Raw genomic sequence first — 14855 nt, 5'->3', positions numbered from 1 at the left:
ATAAAAATATCCTTTTTGAAAAAATGATCAAATCTAAAACCACATTCATCATATTAACTTCTACAATTTTTACTTGGGTAGGGTTCATTGGAGCCATAAGCTTTATGGAAGCTTGGTTAAAATTTCAAGCTGAAGGTGTTACCCTAAAAATTGGGTTATCAATTGGAAGCCTTGTTTTTAATGCGTTAAATAAAGTAGAGCTAATCCTAGCAATTGGTATTCTTATAACGTTTGTATTAACTAAAAACAACATTAAGATTGGTCTATTAAAAATAATGCTACTTCCCTATGCTATACTCCTATTTCAGAGTTTCTATTTGTTACCTGTCTTAGATAAAAGGATTTTATTAATACAACAGGGGTTTCCTATTGACAAAAGCTATGATCACCTATGGTATGTGATATTGGAAGTAATTAAAATCACAACATTAATACTTATCGGAATTCAAATTTTAAATAGATATGAACATAAATAACAACACTTTAATCTCAGAAATAGTTGCAGAGAATTATGATACAGCAACTGTTTTCAAAAAATATGGCATTGATTTTTGCTGTAATGGAGAACGAACAATTAACGAAGTGGCAAATACAAAGAATGTTTCTGTTGCAAAGCTAATTCAAGAAATCTCTCTAATAGAAATTAACACCATTGCTTCTCAAAGTTACCAAAATTGGGATCTAGACTTTTTAAGCGATTACATTTATCAAAATCACCATTTGTACATCGAAAAAAGAGGACCCGAAATAATTGCCTACTTAGAAAAGCTATGCAAAGTTCATGGAAAAAATCATCCAGAACTCTTTGAAGTTATAGAACTCTTTAAAGAAGCTGTAGGCGATTTAGCAATGCACATGAAAAAAGAAGAGCTTATTCTATTTCCTCATATAAAAAAAATAGCAAAAGCATCTAGGCAAGAGCAAACATTTGAGATACCTCCTTTTGGTTCTATTGAAAACCCTATTAGGATGATGCACTCTGAGCATGATAATGAAGGAGAACGTTTTCGAAGAATTTCTGAATTAACCAATAATTATGAAGCTCCAAAAGATGCCTGTAATACATACAAAATAGCCTTTATACTTCTAAAAGAGTTTGAAGATGATTTACATAAGCATATTCACATAGAAAACAACATTTTATTTAAAAAAGCAATCACGTTAGAAAACCAACTAAACAAGTAATAATGAAAAAAATTTGGACAATATTTATCCTAGTAGTCGTATCATCTTTTATTGCGCTAATTTGGGTAGGAACAGAAATATATCAAACACAACCTCCTATACCAGATAAAGTAATAGTTAAAGAAACGAATGAAATATTATATAATAAATCTGATATACAAATAGGACAGAACGTATGGGAATCTATTGGAGGTATGGAAGTTGGATCTATCTGGGGACATGGAAGTTATGTTGCTCCAGATTGGTCGGCTGATTGGATTCATAGGGAAGCAGAATATTTATTAGATTTTTGGGCTAAAAGAGAATTTAAAACCACATTTAAATCATTAGATGTTGAGAAACAGGGAGCTCTTAAAGCTAGATTGGTCAAAGAAATAAGAACAAATACCTTTAATCCTTCTAATAAAACTATTATAATTTCAAAAGATAGATTAGAAGCTATAAAAAGAAATAGCAAACATTACAGTGATATTTTTGCAAATGGACATGAGAAGTATGCCATTCAAAAAGGAGCTTTGACAGATACGATAAAACTTTCTCAACTAAATGCTTTTTTATTTTGGACTTCTTGGGCGGCAAGTACCAACAGGCCTAATCAAGACTACACTTATACTTCTAATTGGCCACATGAGCCATTAATTAATAATACCATTACTCCTGATTCTCAAATTTGGTCAGGGTTTTCAATTATTCTTTTACTCTTATTTATTGGAATTCTTACATACTACTACATTAGAAATCATGAAAAAGGAGAAGCAATTACAAGTCCAAGTAAAGATCCCTTATTAAAAATGCCATTATTTAAATCACAAAAAGCCGTCTTAAAGTACTTTTTTGTAGTCTCTTTATTAATCGCTTTACAGGTTGTATTGGGAATTATTACGGTGCACTATACCGTTGAAGGACAAGCCTTTTTTGGGTTCGAGTTATCTAAATACTTCCCTTATTCTATTACAAGGACATGGCATACACAATTGGCCGTTTTTTGGATTGCTGTAACTTGGTTAGCTACTGGATTATTCTTGGCTCCAATGATTAGCGGTAAAGAAATGAAGTATCAAATATTCGGAATTAACTTCTTGTTTGTAGCTGCTTTAATTATAGTATTAGGTTCAATGTTAGGAGAATGGTTAGGAGTTCATCAATTCCTAGAACTATCAACTAATTTCTTCTTTGGTCATCAAGGATATGAATACATGGATTTAGGTAGGTTTTGGCAAATATTTTTAGCTATTGGACTTATTCTATGGATGTTCATGGTTGGAAGACATATTTTATATGGAATTAAGAAAAAAGATGATTCGAAGCATTTATTAACCATTTTATTAATTGCTGTAATTGCTATAGGAATGTTCTTTTTCTCTGGATTAATGTATGGTGAAAATAGCAGTTTACCAGTAATCAATTATTGGAGATGGTGGTTAGTACATTTATGGGTAGAAGGATTTTTTGAAGTATTTGCAACAGTTACCATCGCTTATTTGTTTTCAAGAATGAAAATAGTTTCAGTTAAAACTGCTGGAAAAACCTCTATTGCTTCAGCTACAATATTTCTTGCGGGTGGAATTATTGGTACTTTGCATCATTTGTATTATTCTGGAACACCCGTGCAAGCAATAGCTTTAGGTGCTACTTTTAGTGCTTTAGAAGTGGTTCCACTTACTTTGATGGGCTTTGAAATAAGAGAGAATTGGAATTTATTAAAAGAAAATGATTGGATTAAACGTTATAAATGGCCTATTTTCTTTTTTATGGCAGTAGCCTTTTGGAATATGGTAGGAGCTGGTGTATTTGGTTTCTTAATAAACCCTCCTATTGCGTTGTATTATATTCAAGGTCTTAACACTACATCAGTGCATGCCCATACCGCTTTATTTGGAGTATATGGTATGCTTGGAATGGGATTCATTATTATCTGTTTAAGATTATATTCTAAGAGGACTTGGAACGAAAAGCTTATCAAAAATGCCTTTTGGTTACTTAATATTGGACTTGTGTTAATGGTTGTTTTAAGCTTGTTACCTTTAGGTATTATACAAGCGTATACTTCAATTACCAAAGGATATTCTTATGCACGAGATGCTGAGTTATTGTACACACCTACCGTACAAATTATAAAATGGATGCGTATTGTAGGAGATATTGTTTTCTCGGTAGGTATAGGCTATTTCTGTTGGTTTGTTATTAAAGAGACTGTTTTCTTAATAAAATCAAAAAATTAAATAATTAATGAAAATGATTAAAACAAGAGAAGATGTTTACCTATTGGTAAGCATCTTCTATCAAAAAATAAAAAAAGATCCTTTATTATCTCCAATTTTTGCAGATAATATTTCTTACAAAGATTGGAGTATACATATAAATAAATTAACTGATTTTTGGGTTACATGCTTATTTGGAATACCGCAATTTATAGGTAATCCAACCAAAAAACATCTAATTATTGATAATAAGTTTAACAATGAACTAGATCAAAAACATTTTGGAAGATGGCTTTTTTTGTGGTATTCAACTATAGATTCATTGTTTAATTGCTCCGTTGCGCAAAGAGCTAAATACATGGCTAAAAATATAGCTACTTCTCAACAAATGATAATTGTTGAGAATAGAAAGAAGAACATTATTTTTAATTGAAAATATTAAATAATAAGATATTATATTAGTGAAATATTTATTAGTATTTAAGTTTTTACATGCCACTTTACTAATGAAAAAGTAATTAAAACAAAGGTGAACAGATGCTCACCTTTTTGTTTTAAGATTTAAAAGTGTTTAGAAGTATAACAACATAAGAATATAAAATTCTAATGTTTTCATTCTAATGAATATCTATAGTTAACACACTGAAATTCAAGTGTTTTTTCAAACTAAAATACGATACCTAGCTCAGATAAAATTATAAATTTAAGATACTCTAAATTTATTTCTTAACAAAAGCAGGTATTACAACTTCTGTAATTTGAGTCATTAGCGTATCATCTCTATCATGACCAGAAATAACAATGGTTAAATCCAATTCTGCTACTACAATAACACGTTGTCCACCACCTCCCCAGGCAAATCTTACATCATAATTTTTACTCCCCAGCTTTACAAGTGTTTGGTACCAAAAATATCCATAACGATAGTCTTTAGGCATCCAATCTTGCGTAGGTTTTACAATTCCACTTGTAGCTTTTGCTAAATACATTTCTGAAATGAGTTGCTCTCCGTGTAACTTTCCTTTATTGAGTACCAGATTTCCTAATTTGATCATATCACGTGATAAGAATTTTACACGCCACCCTGCTTGAGGCAAACCACTGATATGATTTGACCAGTCATATTTATGAATACCAAGTTTGTCTAGTAACTCTTTTTTGATAAAGTCTTCCGCTGTACCGGGAACTACCGCATCAATCACGGTCATAACCAACATCGGATTAAAATTACCATATAAATACTTCTGAGAAGCTGAAGTTATAGGTGCGCTTTGCTCAAGAAGTGTTTGAACAAGCCCCTGCCCTTTCAATCTCACTGAATCTTTTTCAAATTCTTTCCATTTTTCTCTGTCAATATTCAATCCTCCCTGCATGGTCAAGGCCTTATGAAGCGTAATTTTTTCTGCTCCTTTGGTAAATTTACTTGGATCAGTATCTTTTAAAAAACTGATTAAAGGTGTGTCTAAATCTTCCATAGATAAATACCCCATTTGAATAGCTCTACCTATTATTAAACTGGTATATCCTTTGGTGGCTGATGCTTGTCCGTGAGGCACATTGATACGTCCTTTTTTATAGTAAGATTCAAAAATAAGCTTGTTTTTATGAGAAATAAGTAAGGCATCATAGTTTCCATGTTTATTTTCAAATATTTCTTGAGAAAGGTTTAAAATAGCCTTTTTATCCTTGTTACTTACTTGTAAAGTATCAACTCTTATTCCGTCTTTTCTATCTTCAGGAGTGGTACTAATGAATGGATTGTTTAAATGTGGAGTATTCCAGAATGAAACCTCCTTACTATCCTTTGAAATGTGTGTCATTATAGATGACAACCAAGCCACACTTTCTATAGTAATTCTTGGAAATGCAGTTTGATGATTACCTTCAATAGTTTCATGCTGTTTAGACAGTCGTATATCTGTTCGATTTTTAAACAAATCGAAAAACTCTCTAGCAGGTTCTTCCGTATCTTTTTCTAAACTACCATATGCCATATATACATTGGCATGTAACTTTTTATTTTCAGCTAATTTGTTCGTTGTATGTTTCGTGTTAATCTCTGCTAAATAGGATACTAATCTTTTACTTAAAGGACTACCAAGAATGTAATTATTAAAGGTATCAGGTTGTGTGATCAAAGTATATGCTCCAAAAGCACCACTGAGCGAGTAACCGAAATAACTTTTGCTATTAGGGTCTGTACGATAGTTTTGTTCTACATAGGTCATTACGTCGTCACGAATAAATTTTAAATGGTTTTCGGCTTGACCAAATTTTATTGAGAAATGATTGGATTTTGTACTCTTCCAGAATGAATAATCGAAAAAGCGGCTGGCATGGGCTCCAAACTTTTTCATTAGCTTTTCTGAGATGTTTTTTTGCCAAGAAATTCCTACTAGAATTACATCTTCTAGCATATATTCTGAAGCCCCAGATAACATTTCACGATGCCATTCAGCATCTGTATAATACAATACAGGATACTTTTTAGTACTATTTTTAGTATAGTTTTCAGGCAACTCAATATAAAGTTCATATTCCTGAGCTGTGCTTGTATTTTTTATAGGAATCACCTGAATTTGTGGCGATACCAAGGAGCTACTTTTTGTTTTTAAATCGATTGTAGCCGCAACATTTTCCTGAGCATATATGGTGCTCAAAGAAATAAAGCTGGCTAATAGTAATAATTTATTAGTTTTCATCTTTTGATATTGTGTTTGTATAATTCGAGCTACTTAACAGGACATTACTATAAAAAGGCATACTAAATCTTTTCTTATTCAGGTCTGAGGTCTTCAATAAATTGTGCATCCATCCAAAAAATATCTCCGGTATCACCACCATAACCTCTATGAAAGAAAAAATATTTTCCATCTGGTGACACACTTCCATAAGCTTCTCCGAATTCAGTATTTATTTTATCTCCTAAATTAATAGCAGGTCCCCATGAACCATTTTTCTTCTTGAAACTAATATAAAGATCTGCCTTACCATAGCCTTTTTCTCTTTGATCATCCCAGATTATATAAGATTCGTCTGGAGCAATAAAAGGATGTGCATTCCATTCTCCAAGTGGAATACCTAAATTTTGTGGTTTTTCGTGTTTTCCATCTATCAATCGCGAATAGCGAATTGAACCTGTTTCACTGGCTTCATCAAAATAATAAGTTCCTTTAGATGAAACTGTAAGGCGCATAATACGAATATCTTTAAAAGGAGCGTCAAGACGCTTTACTTCTGACCAACCAGTCTTGATTCGTTTTCTATATTTATTTCCTAAATGTAGCGTCTTACCGTCAAGAGAAATAAATGGTTCTCCTGCCAAGGGAGCAATAACAGATTCAACCCATTTATTGTTTTTGTATTGAACAACCACAAGTGTATTTCTTTTATACTTCCCTCCTCTTCTACGGAAATAAAACTCTTTTAAATCTGGTGTAAAGGCCGCTTCAGCTTCCCTATGTTCAGTTTTAATAACATCTGGAGCAAATAGTTCTGGAAGTAAACCCGGTGGTTTTTGTCCTAGATATATATTTTGGGTAAGTGGAAAATTATTGCGTTGTGATTCCTGCTTTTTGTTTTGACGTGCTATGCAAAATACTACGAATGCGAAGTAAATTAATAGCACACTAATTATTTTCAAATTTTTCATATGTATGAATAGTTTTTATTAGAATTCTTATCTCTATAGAATCTTGTACTATTTATTCTTTTGTAATTCTTTAAGTCGCGCTTTTGCTTTGTTATTTTGCGGATTTAACTCCAATGATTTGGCATAGTTTATCATTGCCAAGTCATTTTTACGAGCTTTTAAACAAGCTTCTGCATAACTTTCGTACACTTTAAAACTATCTGGATAAAGGTTTATATTTATTTTAAAGGTGTTTAATGATAGTTCCATTCTGCCCTCATGGTAAAAATCATATCCCAAGTCATCTATGTAGGCTTCAGTAACAGCAGGATGATTGGCATCTTGCTTCTTTAGATTCATGTATACAGAAAGTGCTTTTTTATAATTGCCTTCAAGAATGTATTCTACAGGCTCTTTTTTCTGGTGGTCTACCTTGACGTAGGTTGAATATATAGTTCCGTTATTCCACAGTTGAAGCATCTGCATTTTTCCACTTTTAGCATCTGTTTTAAACTGGATGTGCAAAGGAGAATTTCTTTTAACAAATAGACTATCAGAAATTTTGATTAATTCATTGGGAGTTGTTTTAAGAATGTTTTTAAGATACAATTGATTGTCTTTTTGAAAGACTTCTAAAATGGTATTATTAAACTGATATCTTCCTGTAAGTTGAGTAACTCCTGATGGAGTAATTGCTTTTTTTTGATACTTCGGAACAAAATTATCCCAGTTATATGCAAGTGCAACAGATCGAATTACTTCTGCATTGAACTCTGGAAAAGTAGAATTGGTTAGCACTACTACCCCATAGCCTTTATCTCTATGCGCCATTATTTCAGCATAAAAGCCTTCATTCCAACCATGATGTCTTAAGTAAATATCATTACTTCTATTTAAAAGTTGAAATCCTAATCCAAGTGTAAATGACCAATCAGAATCACTTACTCCATAAGGAGTTCCCATTAATTTTGTTAGTTTTTTTGATAGTGCTTTGGTAGGATTTCCTTTGAGCGTTTGTTGTACATTGGCAATAAATTTTGCATAATCTTCTGCAGTTGTCCATAGGCCATGTGAAGCCATTGCAGGGTATATTTTACTCCTTCCCTCTACCATAGATCCATCTTTTAAATAACCTGTTGCAGCAATGGATTGCTGGGCTGTGGTTAAAGTTTGATTATAGGTACTACTATTCATTTCTAAAGGTTGTAGTACAAATTCATTCATAATTTCGGGGAAAGGTTTTTTCTCAATTTCTAGCATCAATTGTTGTACAGGTACATAACTAGCATAAGCGAAACGTACACTTTCTTCAGGAACTTTATTTGTGGTGATAGGTTCATTTTTCGCTGGATAAGCTCCATTGAGTATCTCTACCAACGATGGAATTGTTTCATCTCTGTTGTACCTTCCCGTTCCTCGTGGATAGATTCCAGCAGAGTGATTCAATAGGTTTCTTAGTGTAACTTTCTTCTTTTTGGTGAACTCATTTTCTGGCACTTTCCAAGATTTTAGATAATTGTTAATGTTTTCATCTAAGTCTACTTTATCTTGTTCTACAAGATGCAATGCTCCATAAGCGGATACAGGCATACTTGTAGCTGCTGCTTGAAAAAGAGTGTTCTTTGTTACAGGAGTTTTACTTTCCTTATTGATAATACCATAACCTTTTGCCCATGCAATTTTACCATCGTGTATTACTGCAATACTAACTCCAGGAATTCCATAGTGTTTCATACGTTCTTCTATAGCCCAAGTAGCGTCTCCATTAATATGTACCCTAGTGGTAAGCCCTGTTTCTACCTTTTTAATTAGTTCATTATTAGCAATAGTACTCTCTTTTTTTTGAGTTGATTTTTTTATACATGATTGAAAAAAAAAGAGAATAAGGAGGACTGAAATACTTTTTTTCATTCGTTAAATTTTTTAATTAAAATAATTGATATAAAGATTATGGTTGTATAAAAGTATAGGATAATCCTTGCCAAATATTTTAATTAGGACAACTACTCTATTTAAATGATGAAGTAATTTCATCATGGATATAAAGCTTTGGTAAGAAATTATAGAGATTTGTATTTATAGATAGTATCTTTATTTTTTCTAAAGAAATAAGTATGCTAAAAAAATCTTTAAAAAAAACAATACTCATTAACATAGGCGCCTTCGTTTTGGTATTTACACTTGAATTATTGAGTAATCTATACTTTAGAGATAAGTTTGAAACTAGTTATGCCTTTTTCTCACATACAATAGAGTATGTTATTATGATCATGGGAATTATCTGGGTGAATCATTTTCTTTTAATCCCCTATTTCTTAGATAAGAAAAGATATTTCCTATATGTAATATTATTAATTGGTGGCCTTTTGGCTTTTTCTTATATAAGAGCAAATTCTTGGTCTGGTGTTTCTAAAGTATTTTTCTTTCTACTTTATACTACCGGAGCTGGTATGGCGGCGTTTTTGTTTAGAAGAAACCTTATGATCCAAAAAAGAAACAGTGAGAAAGAAAAGTTACAAAGAGAAATGGAATTGAATTACTTAAAGGAACAGGTAAATCCTCATTTTTTATTTAACTCATTAAATAGTATTTATGCCCTTTCCAGACAACAATCTCCAGAAACTCCTGATGTTGTTATGCAACTTTCAGAGTTAATGAGATATCAATTAGAAAGTTCTAAAAAAGACACTGTTTTATTAAAGGAAGAACTCGAGTTTATAGAAAACTACTTATTATTGGAAGAAAAAAGATTAAGCAATCGTAGTACCATTGAATTTTCTATTGAAGGAGATGTATCGAAGTTAAGAATTTCACCTATGTTACTGATTCCATTTGTAGAAAATGCTATTAAACATGGTGCTCAGAGTACCAACGAACAAAGTACTATTAGTGCCTGTGCTACCGTAAAAGATTCGATGCTGCATTTTAAAATATGTAATTCTAAGCCTAATAGTCATACGGTATCAAAAAGAGAAGGCTTTGGTCTTGAAAATGTAAGAAGACGTTTGAAATTATTATATCCTAACTCTCATACCTTAGAAATTAACGATACGGAAGAAGCATATTATGTAAATTTATCTATTGATTTAAATACGCAATAACAAACAGCAAATGATTAAAATTGGTATTATAGATGATGAAATACTAGCACGTAAAGTGTTAGAAGAATATTGTTCTAAGATTAACAACTTTGAATTGGTCATAAGCACCGGTAATCCGTTGGAGTTTGTGAATTTCATTCAGCAAAATGAAGTTGACCTTATTTTTTTAGACATAGAAATGCCAGAACTGAATGGTATGGAAGTTTTACGATCTCTTATAAAACCTCCGAAGGTTATTTTAACCACAGCCTATTCTGAATATGCCTTAGAAAGTTATAATTACGGTGTGGTAGATTATTTGTTGAAGCCCATAAAAATTGAGCGTTTTTTAAAAGCAATTAACAAAGTAGCGACTTCAACAATAATAGCACCTAAACAAGAGCATAGCGATACTAAAGAACTTCAAATAAAACACGATGGTGTTCCTGTAAACATTCCGTTTACCTCTATTCTATACATTCAGAGCTTTGGGAATTACTTAAAGGTGTTTACAGATGAAAGAATGTATCTTATTACCGAAACACTGGTTAATATAACGACGGTATTATCTGATAATTTTCAACGCACACATAAATCCTATATAGCCAATTTAGAGAGGGTTACAAAAGCATCTCGAGCACATTTGTTAATTGATAACAAAGAGGTGCCCGTAAGTGCTATGTATAAGGTTGTTGTGTTTGATAAACTAGAGGGTTTATCTAAGCTATAGAGCTATAAGATAATTTTAAACGATACATCAACCTCACGGTTAATTTTCGTAATACATATAATCAATTTCTAAGTTATCACCTGTAAAATAAACTGTCCAACTATCATCATCTATATGTGACCAATGAACTGCTATTTGATCAGTGCCATTATTGAGTTTATATATTTGCCACTTACTATGTCCATCGTTTTCTTCCATATAGGCTCCATCTCTTATTTGATCACCTAAGTATCCTGATTTTTCTACTAATGTTTTTCTAGCAAGTATAATTTGCATTAATCTTTTCTCTGTAGTTTCTTGTATTAATTCTCTATTAGGAAACTCTTCAATACTAAATTCCTCTGAATTAATAGTTACATTAGAAACATCTGTATTTAATACCTTATTAAGAATGGTATTACTCAAATAGGTCTCAACATTAATGTCGCCTATTACCTCTTGAGATTCATCGTCAAAAACGCCAATAACACCGTCTCTTGCCATTACTCCTGCTCTTTGACCTGCATTATTATTTAGCCAATTGATTAAGTCTTCTACTGTTATAAATTCCATGATTGTTTTTTTTGATTAAAATAATAAGTATTGTAAATTGAAGTTTACGGAATTTCGTAATTGTTAAAAATGAAAAGTTAATAGTGCTTTTATTAGTATTCTATTTAAACAGCGTCCTCCTTTAAATAACAATGTTTCAATGACTCCTTTTTTTAGTTTAAAATTTTAAACTTGAACTTCAAATTTTTAATTTTTGCTAACTCAGCATTTGTAAAAGTTGTTCCAATAATTTTAACCTTATTGATTGGGCGTCTTCCACCAGGTGCTGCTGCTCGTTCTTGGAAAAAAACTTCTAAAGTTGGATGTGAAAGTTTTGTTGCTACAGGATTTCTTAACTGCAATCGTAACCAACTAATAAATGCGTCTTTTTCACCATCTACAAAGTGAACTTCCTTATGATTACCATATCCAGCCATTAAATCATATACTTTTTTAGTTTTATCATCTGTGTATTCTACTGAATAAACTTGCACACAATTTTCCCAATTACTTATAGCACCTGCATTTGGATTTGGTTTTTTAGCAGGTAAGTCAAATGGATAATAAATCACTTTATCATCAAACTCTAAGTTACTATCACCTCTCATTTTATTTTGTACTGCACGCAATAGTCCTTTAGAAGTCACTTTAATGTCTACTTTTCTACTTTGACATTTCATATATTTAATCTCTCTACGATTCAATCCAATTTTGCTTGCATCTTGTGGAGTCTGATCTTTAAATAAACTAGAGAATAACATCACTGAATCAGTATTTAAACCTGCTTTAGATTTTGGAAATATTGTTGCAGTTATAATAACGTTATCACTAATATCTAATAAATTACTACCATGTTGTGAAATGGTGATGCTACTTTTATTAAACACAAAACCTGTTTTTAAACGTTTCAATTTTACCTGTAAGGCTTCAGCAATAGATTCCGTATTATTAAACCCTAATTCTCCGTTTGCCCCAAAATTACCTGTACCAGTTTTTATATTTTCATTTCCATTTGAAGAAGTTAGTGTGTCATTTATCCCTCCAGTAATTGTACCTATTAAATTTCCATTTTGATCATATACATTTTGAACATTACCGTTCTCATTTATCCTTGAAGTTTTATTATTACTTGCAATTGTATTTTGATTAACATTTGTTATTCCAACTTGACCTGTGAGCTTACTTGTAAAATTTGTTTCTTGCGTTCTAGATAAACTACCTAAATCTATTTCTTCAAATTCACTTTCTAATTTATCAATGGATACAATTTCAAAATCTGAGGAACTAAAATCTAAGGTTGTGTTCAAAGTTTGTAAACGAGTATTTGGATGCAAAAACTCAGGGGTTTCAGCAGTAGCTAATAATTGATAGTTTTTAATATTTCCAATTACAAACCTTACTTTTTGTGTTGCATAATCAGTTTTTGGCTTATTAGATTTTGATTTAGATACCAAACTTAGTGGTTGCTTTATATATTTTATTAGGCTATCAGGTTTTTGCACTTTGTCTCCCAATATTTCTAGAAATTTATGAGGAATTGAATCTCTTAAGTCAAAAAAAGTTTTAGCCTTTTCAGGTATACTTTTTGGTGATGTAACTGGTATTACAGCCACCTGAACATCTAAAAAATGTTTATTCAGCTTTTCTCCAACTTTAAATTTTCCAGCATGTGCGTTGGTCAACTGTGGTTTAGCTATATTACACGAAAAAATTAATGTCAGGAGAAACAAAAAATATGTTGTTCTTAAAGCGTTCATGATTATTTGATTTTAAATTTGGCATATTCTGTAGCTATTCCAGCACATACTCGTATTACAGAGCCTTTATATACTAATGAAACAGGTCCTTGATATGTTTTACCCCCACAATCAGGAGCTCCATCTATACAGTAATGTCTATAACTTCCAGAAATAGTATGCGAATCACCAATTGATAATCCATTCGCTTCAGTAATATTTGTATAAATGAATCCTTGCAAACAATCAATTGCATCTTGAATGATAATTTTTGGCCAAGAGTCATCGAATATAGATTTTAATGTAGAGGCTACTTTTTGATTAACATATGAATTAGAATAATTCGTATTTTCTATGAATGCTATTAAGTTACCTTCTATTGACTTTTTTATTATCCCTTTGGCCTTTTTCTCTCTATTTGATGTTATTAAAAATAGTCCTTGTTCCTTATTTTCGTCCCAACTTACTTCTGAGTTTTTGTGTTGTTTTTTAATCATTTTTTTAAGTTTTAACAAGTTCAATATTAGGAGAAAAACAGATAGACATAAATACCTACGGATAGGTATTCAATATCTTTTTTAAACTTAGTAATTCTAATAGGGATTCATTTACGGAAACCCGTAACTATCTCAAAATCAAAAAAAACACCTAATTATCTTAAGTGTTTTTTTGATTCCAGTTATCCTTGTTTAATTGGATGTATTATAAAAGAAAGAAGAAAGTTGTTCTTTAAAATGGAGCAAACCTATCTTTTGGTTCTTGCGGTATACTCCATCGTTCTCGTGCAGTAATAGCTTCTGCTGTATGTACATTTGTTTTTGAATTACTAAAATTACCATAACTACTAGTACTTCCGCGTGGAATTTGCATTTGATTTCCATAGAGCCACATAACTAAGTTATTACGTTGTCCGCTGGTTATTGGATGTGTAGCATGCGGTACATTACCGCGATGTATTATGGCTTTTCCTGGCTCAAACACAGTTTGCACGGTTTTCCCTGTGGTTTTATCATAAAAATCAACCTGTGATCCTGTAAAGGCTTCGTTTGGCAAGTTTATATTAATGTTTAAAGTTGCTGCCGAAGCATCTGTATGTGCGTGCAAATCTTTATCCTTATCTGGATTATATTGAATAGAAAAACCAAATGTTTGACTATCATACCCATAAGTTCCCAATAATAAACGAGCTACCGGACGCATATAACGATTCATGATATCGTTATAAAATGCTTGGAAATTAGGAGCTGCAAGATATCCCTCTGATCGTTCATCTAACATTACACCATACCGATTTAACTGGATACCATAAGGTGCACGTTTAGGTATTTGTGAATTTGCAACAGCCTCTAAATAGCTACGAAATTCTGCCAAACGTTCAAGATCAAAAAATTGAGCGCTGTAAACTCCTGGAATAATTTCTTCCCATAAATCAGCGACTGCATTTTCTTTTTCTGGGTTTTCCCATGCCTCATTGATGTCTTTTCGCAATTTCGAATCGAGTAAAGTCTCATCTAGGATTCCTAAAGTATCTTTATGCTCTATTTCCCATACTTGCCATGCTTCCTCCAATAATTTTTGGTGATTGTTCCAAAAATGAGACACCGAAGCTTCACGTTTAAGAGAGGCTTCACGAGAAGGTTGCGCTAAGGCACGGACTTGTTCAAGTGCATTATTTTTCATTTTTTTTGTGTTTAAAACTAAATATGTACCATGAATACTTGGTTTTCATAAGTATTCATGGTGATTATTGAGTATAAGTGA

General features: G+C 31.8%; 13 protein-coding genes. 6 read left to right on the top strand and 7 right to left on the bottom strand.

Annotation, left to right across the window (positions count from 1 at the left end; translation table 11 throughout):
- Positions 1–23: 23 nt before the first annotated feature.
- The 4 genes from ABNT22_RS10105 to ABNT22_RS10090 are packed head-to-tail and all read left to right on the top strand — an operon-like array spanning position 24 to position 3819.
- Positions 24–476, top strand: coding sequence for a hypothetical protein (locus tag ABNT22_RS10105; RefSeq protein WP_348717009.1), 453 nt, complete (start codon positions 24–26; stop codon positions 474–476).
- On the top strand, positions 463–1185 hold the full coding sequence (gene ric / locus ABNT22_RS10100) for an iron-sulfur cluster repair di-iron protein (protein WP_348717011.1): 723 nt from the start codon (positions 463–465) through the stop codon (positions 1183–1185). The genes ABNT22_RS10105 and ric overlap by 14 nt, the downstream gene beginning before the upstream one ends.
- Before the next feature lie 2 nt (positions 1186–1187).
- Positions 1188–3407 (top strand): nitric-oxide reductase large subunit, encoded by a 2220-nt coding sequence (locus ABNT22_RS10095; protein WP_348717012.1) that lies wholly within the window; start codon positions 1188–1190, stop codon positions 3405–3407.
- Positions 3408–3414: 7 nt separating this feature from the next.
- Positions 3415–3819 carry a group III truncated hemoglobin gene (locus ABNT22_RS10090; protein ID WP_348721666.1) on the top strand — a complete coding sequence of 135 codons (405 nt, stop codon included), beginning with the start codon at positions 3415–3417 and terminating at the stop codon, positions 3817–3819.
- A gap of 286 nt (positions 3820–4105) precedes the next feature.
- On the opposite strand, the gene ABNT22_RS10085 is transcribed toward ABNT22_RS10090, so the two are convergent.
- The 3 genes from ABNT22_RS10085 to ABNT22_RS10075 form a co-directional block, all read right to left on the bottom strand.
- Positions 4106–6088 carry a serine hydrolase gene (locus tag ABNT22_RS10085; RefSeq protein WP_348717016.1) on the bottom strand — a complete coding sequence of 661 codons (1983 nt, stop codon included), beginning with the start codon at positions 6086–6088 and terminating at the stop codon, positions 4106–4108.
- 74 nt (positions 6089–6162) lie between these two features.
- A complete protein-coding gene (locus ABNT22_RS10080) occupies positions 6163–7038 on the bottom strand; it encodes a hypothetical protein (RefSeq protein ID WP_348717018.1) in 876 nt (291 codons plus the stop codon).
- Positions 7039–7086: 48 nt separating this feature from the next.
- Entirely contained in the window at positions 7087–8928 is a 1842-nt protein-coding gene (locus ABNT22_RS10075; protein ID WP_348717020.1) for a serine hydrolase domain-containing protein, read from the bottom strand.
- A 203-nt stretch (positions 8929–9131) separates the two neighbouring features.
- Here ABNT22_RS10075 and ABNT22_RS10070 point away from each other — a divergent pair, with 203 nt between their 5' ends.
- Together ABNT22_RS10070 and ABNT22_RS10065 are read left to right on the top strand one after the other, a co-directional pair.
- A complete protein-coding gene (locus ABNT22_RS10070; RefSeq protein ID WP_348717022.1) occupies positions 9132–10118 on the top strand; it encodes a sensor histidine kinase in 987 nt (328 codons plus the stop codon).
- Positions 10119–10128: 10 nt separating this feature from the next.
- Entirely contained in the window at positions 10129–10827 is a 699-nt protein-coding gene (locus ABNT22_RS10065) for a LytTR family DNA-binding domain-containing protein (RefSeq protein WP_348717024.1), read from the top strand.
- A 39-nt stretch (positions 10828–10866) separates the two neighbouring features.
- Here the strand turns inward: ABNT22_RS10065 and ABNT22_RS10060 are convergent, their stop codons facing one another.
- From ABNT22_RS10060 to ABNT22_RS10045, 4 genes are all read right to left on the bottom strand, one after another.
- A complete protein-coding gene (locus ABNT22_RS10060) occupies positions 10867–11379 on the bottom strand; it encodes a hypothetical protein (RefSeq protein WP_348717026.1) in 513 nt (170 codons plus the stop codon).
- 152 nt (positions 11380–11531) lie between these two features.
- On the bottom strand, positions 11532–13115 hold the full coding sequence (locus tag ABNT22_RS10055; protein ID WP_348717028.1) for a hypothetical protein: 1584 nt from the start codon (positions 13113–13115) through the stop codon (positions 11532–11534).
- Between the two features lie 2 nt (positions 13116–13117).
- Positions 13118–13591: a hypothetical protein gene (locus ABNT22_RS10050; RefSeq protein WP_348717029.1), complete on the bottom strand. Its 474-nt coding sequence runs from the start codon at positions 13589–13591 to the stop codon at positions 13118–13120.
- Between the two features lie 232 nt (positions 13592–13823).
- Positions 13824–14774: a 2OG-Fe(II) oxygenase gene (locus ABNT22_RS10045; RefSeq protein ID WP_348717031.1), complete on the bottom strand. Its 951-nt coding sequence runs from the start codon at positions 14772–14774 to the stop codon at positions 13824–13826.
- Positions 14775–14855: the final 81 nt, after the last annotated feature.

The sequence above is a fragment of the Tenacibaculum sp. 190130A14a genome (assembly GCF_964048965.1).
In the GTDB taxonomy this organism is placed as follows: domain Bacteria; phylum Bacteroidota; class Bacteroidia; order Flavobacteriales; family Flavobacteriaceae; genus Polaribacter; species Polaribacter polynesiense.
Note: the sequence above shows the minus strand (reverse complement) of the source record. Positions and strands in the feature narration are given on the sequence as shown.

What these genes read in the sequence shown, in the direction of transcription:
- ABNT22_RS10105 (WP_348717009.1), top strand. Translation starts at nt 24, where the DNA reads ATGATCAAATCTAAAACCACATTCATCATATTAACTTCTACAATTTTT.
- ric (WP_348717011.1), top strand. Translation starts at nt 463, where the DNA reads ATGAACATAAATAACAACACTTTAATCTCAGAAATAGTTGCAGAGAAT.
- ABNT22_RS10095 (WP_348717012.1), top strand. Translation starts at nt 1,188, where the DNA reads ATGAAAAAAATTTGGACAATATTTATCCTAGTAGTCGTATCATCTTTT.
- ABNT22_RS10090 (WP_348721666.1), top strand. Translation starts at nt 3,415, where the DNA reads ATGAAAATGATTAAAACAAGAGAAGATGTTTACCTATTGGTAAGCATC.
- ABNT22_RS10085 (WP_348717016.1), bottom strand. Translation starts at nt 6,088, where the DNA reads ATGAAAACTAATAAATTATTACTATTAGCCAGCTTTATTTCTTTGAGC.
- ABNT22_RS10080 (WP_348717018.1), bottom strand. Translation starts at nt 7,038, where the DNA reads ATGAAAAATTTGAAAATAATTAGTGTGCTATTAATTTACTTCGCATTC.
- ABNT22_RS10075 (WP_348717020.1), bottom strand. Translation starts at nt 8,928, where the DNA reads ATGAAAAAAAGTATTTCAGTCCTCCTTATTCTCTTTTTTTTTCAATCA.
- ABNT22_RS10070 (WP_348717022.1), top strand. Translation starts at nt 9,132, where the DNA reads ATGCTAAAAAAATCTTTAAAAAAAACAATACTCATTAACATAGGCGCC.
- ABNT22_RS10065 (WP_348717024.1), top strand. Translation starts at nt 10,129, where the DNA reads ATGATTAAAATTGGTATTATAGATGATGAAATACTAGCACGTAAAGTG.
- ABNT22_RS10060 (WP_348717026.1), bottom strand. Translation starts at nt 11,379, where the DNA reads ATGGAATTTATAACAGTAGAAGACTTAATCAATTGGCTAAATAATAAT.
- ABNT22_RS10055 (WP_348717028.1), bottom strand. Translation starts at nt 13,115, where the DNA reads ATGAACGCTTTAAGAACAACATATTTTTTGTTTCTCCTGACATTAATT.
- ABNT22_RS10050 (WP_348717029.1), bottom strand. Translation starts at nt 13,591, where the DNA reads ATGATTAAAAAACAACACAAAAACTCAGAAGTAAGTTGGGACGAAAAT.
- ABNT22_RS10045 (WP_348717031.1), bottom strand. Translation starts at nt 14,774, where the DNA reads ATGAAAAATAATGCACTTGAACAAGTCCGTGCCTTAGCGCAACCTTCT.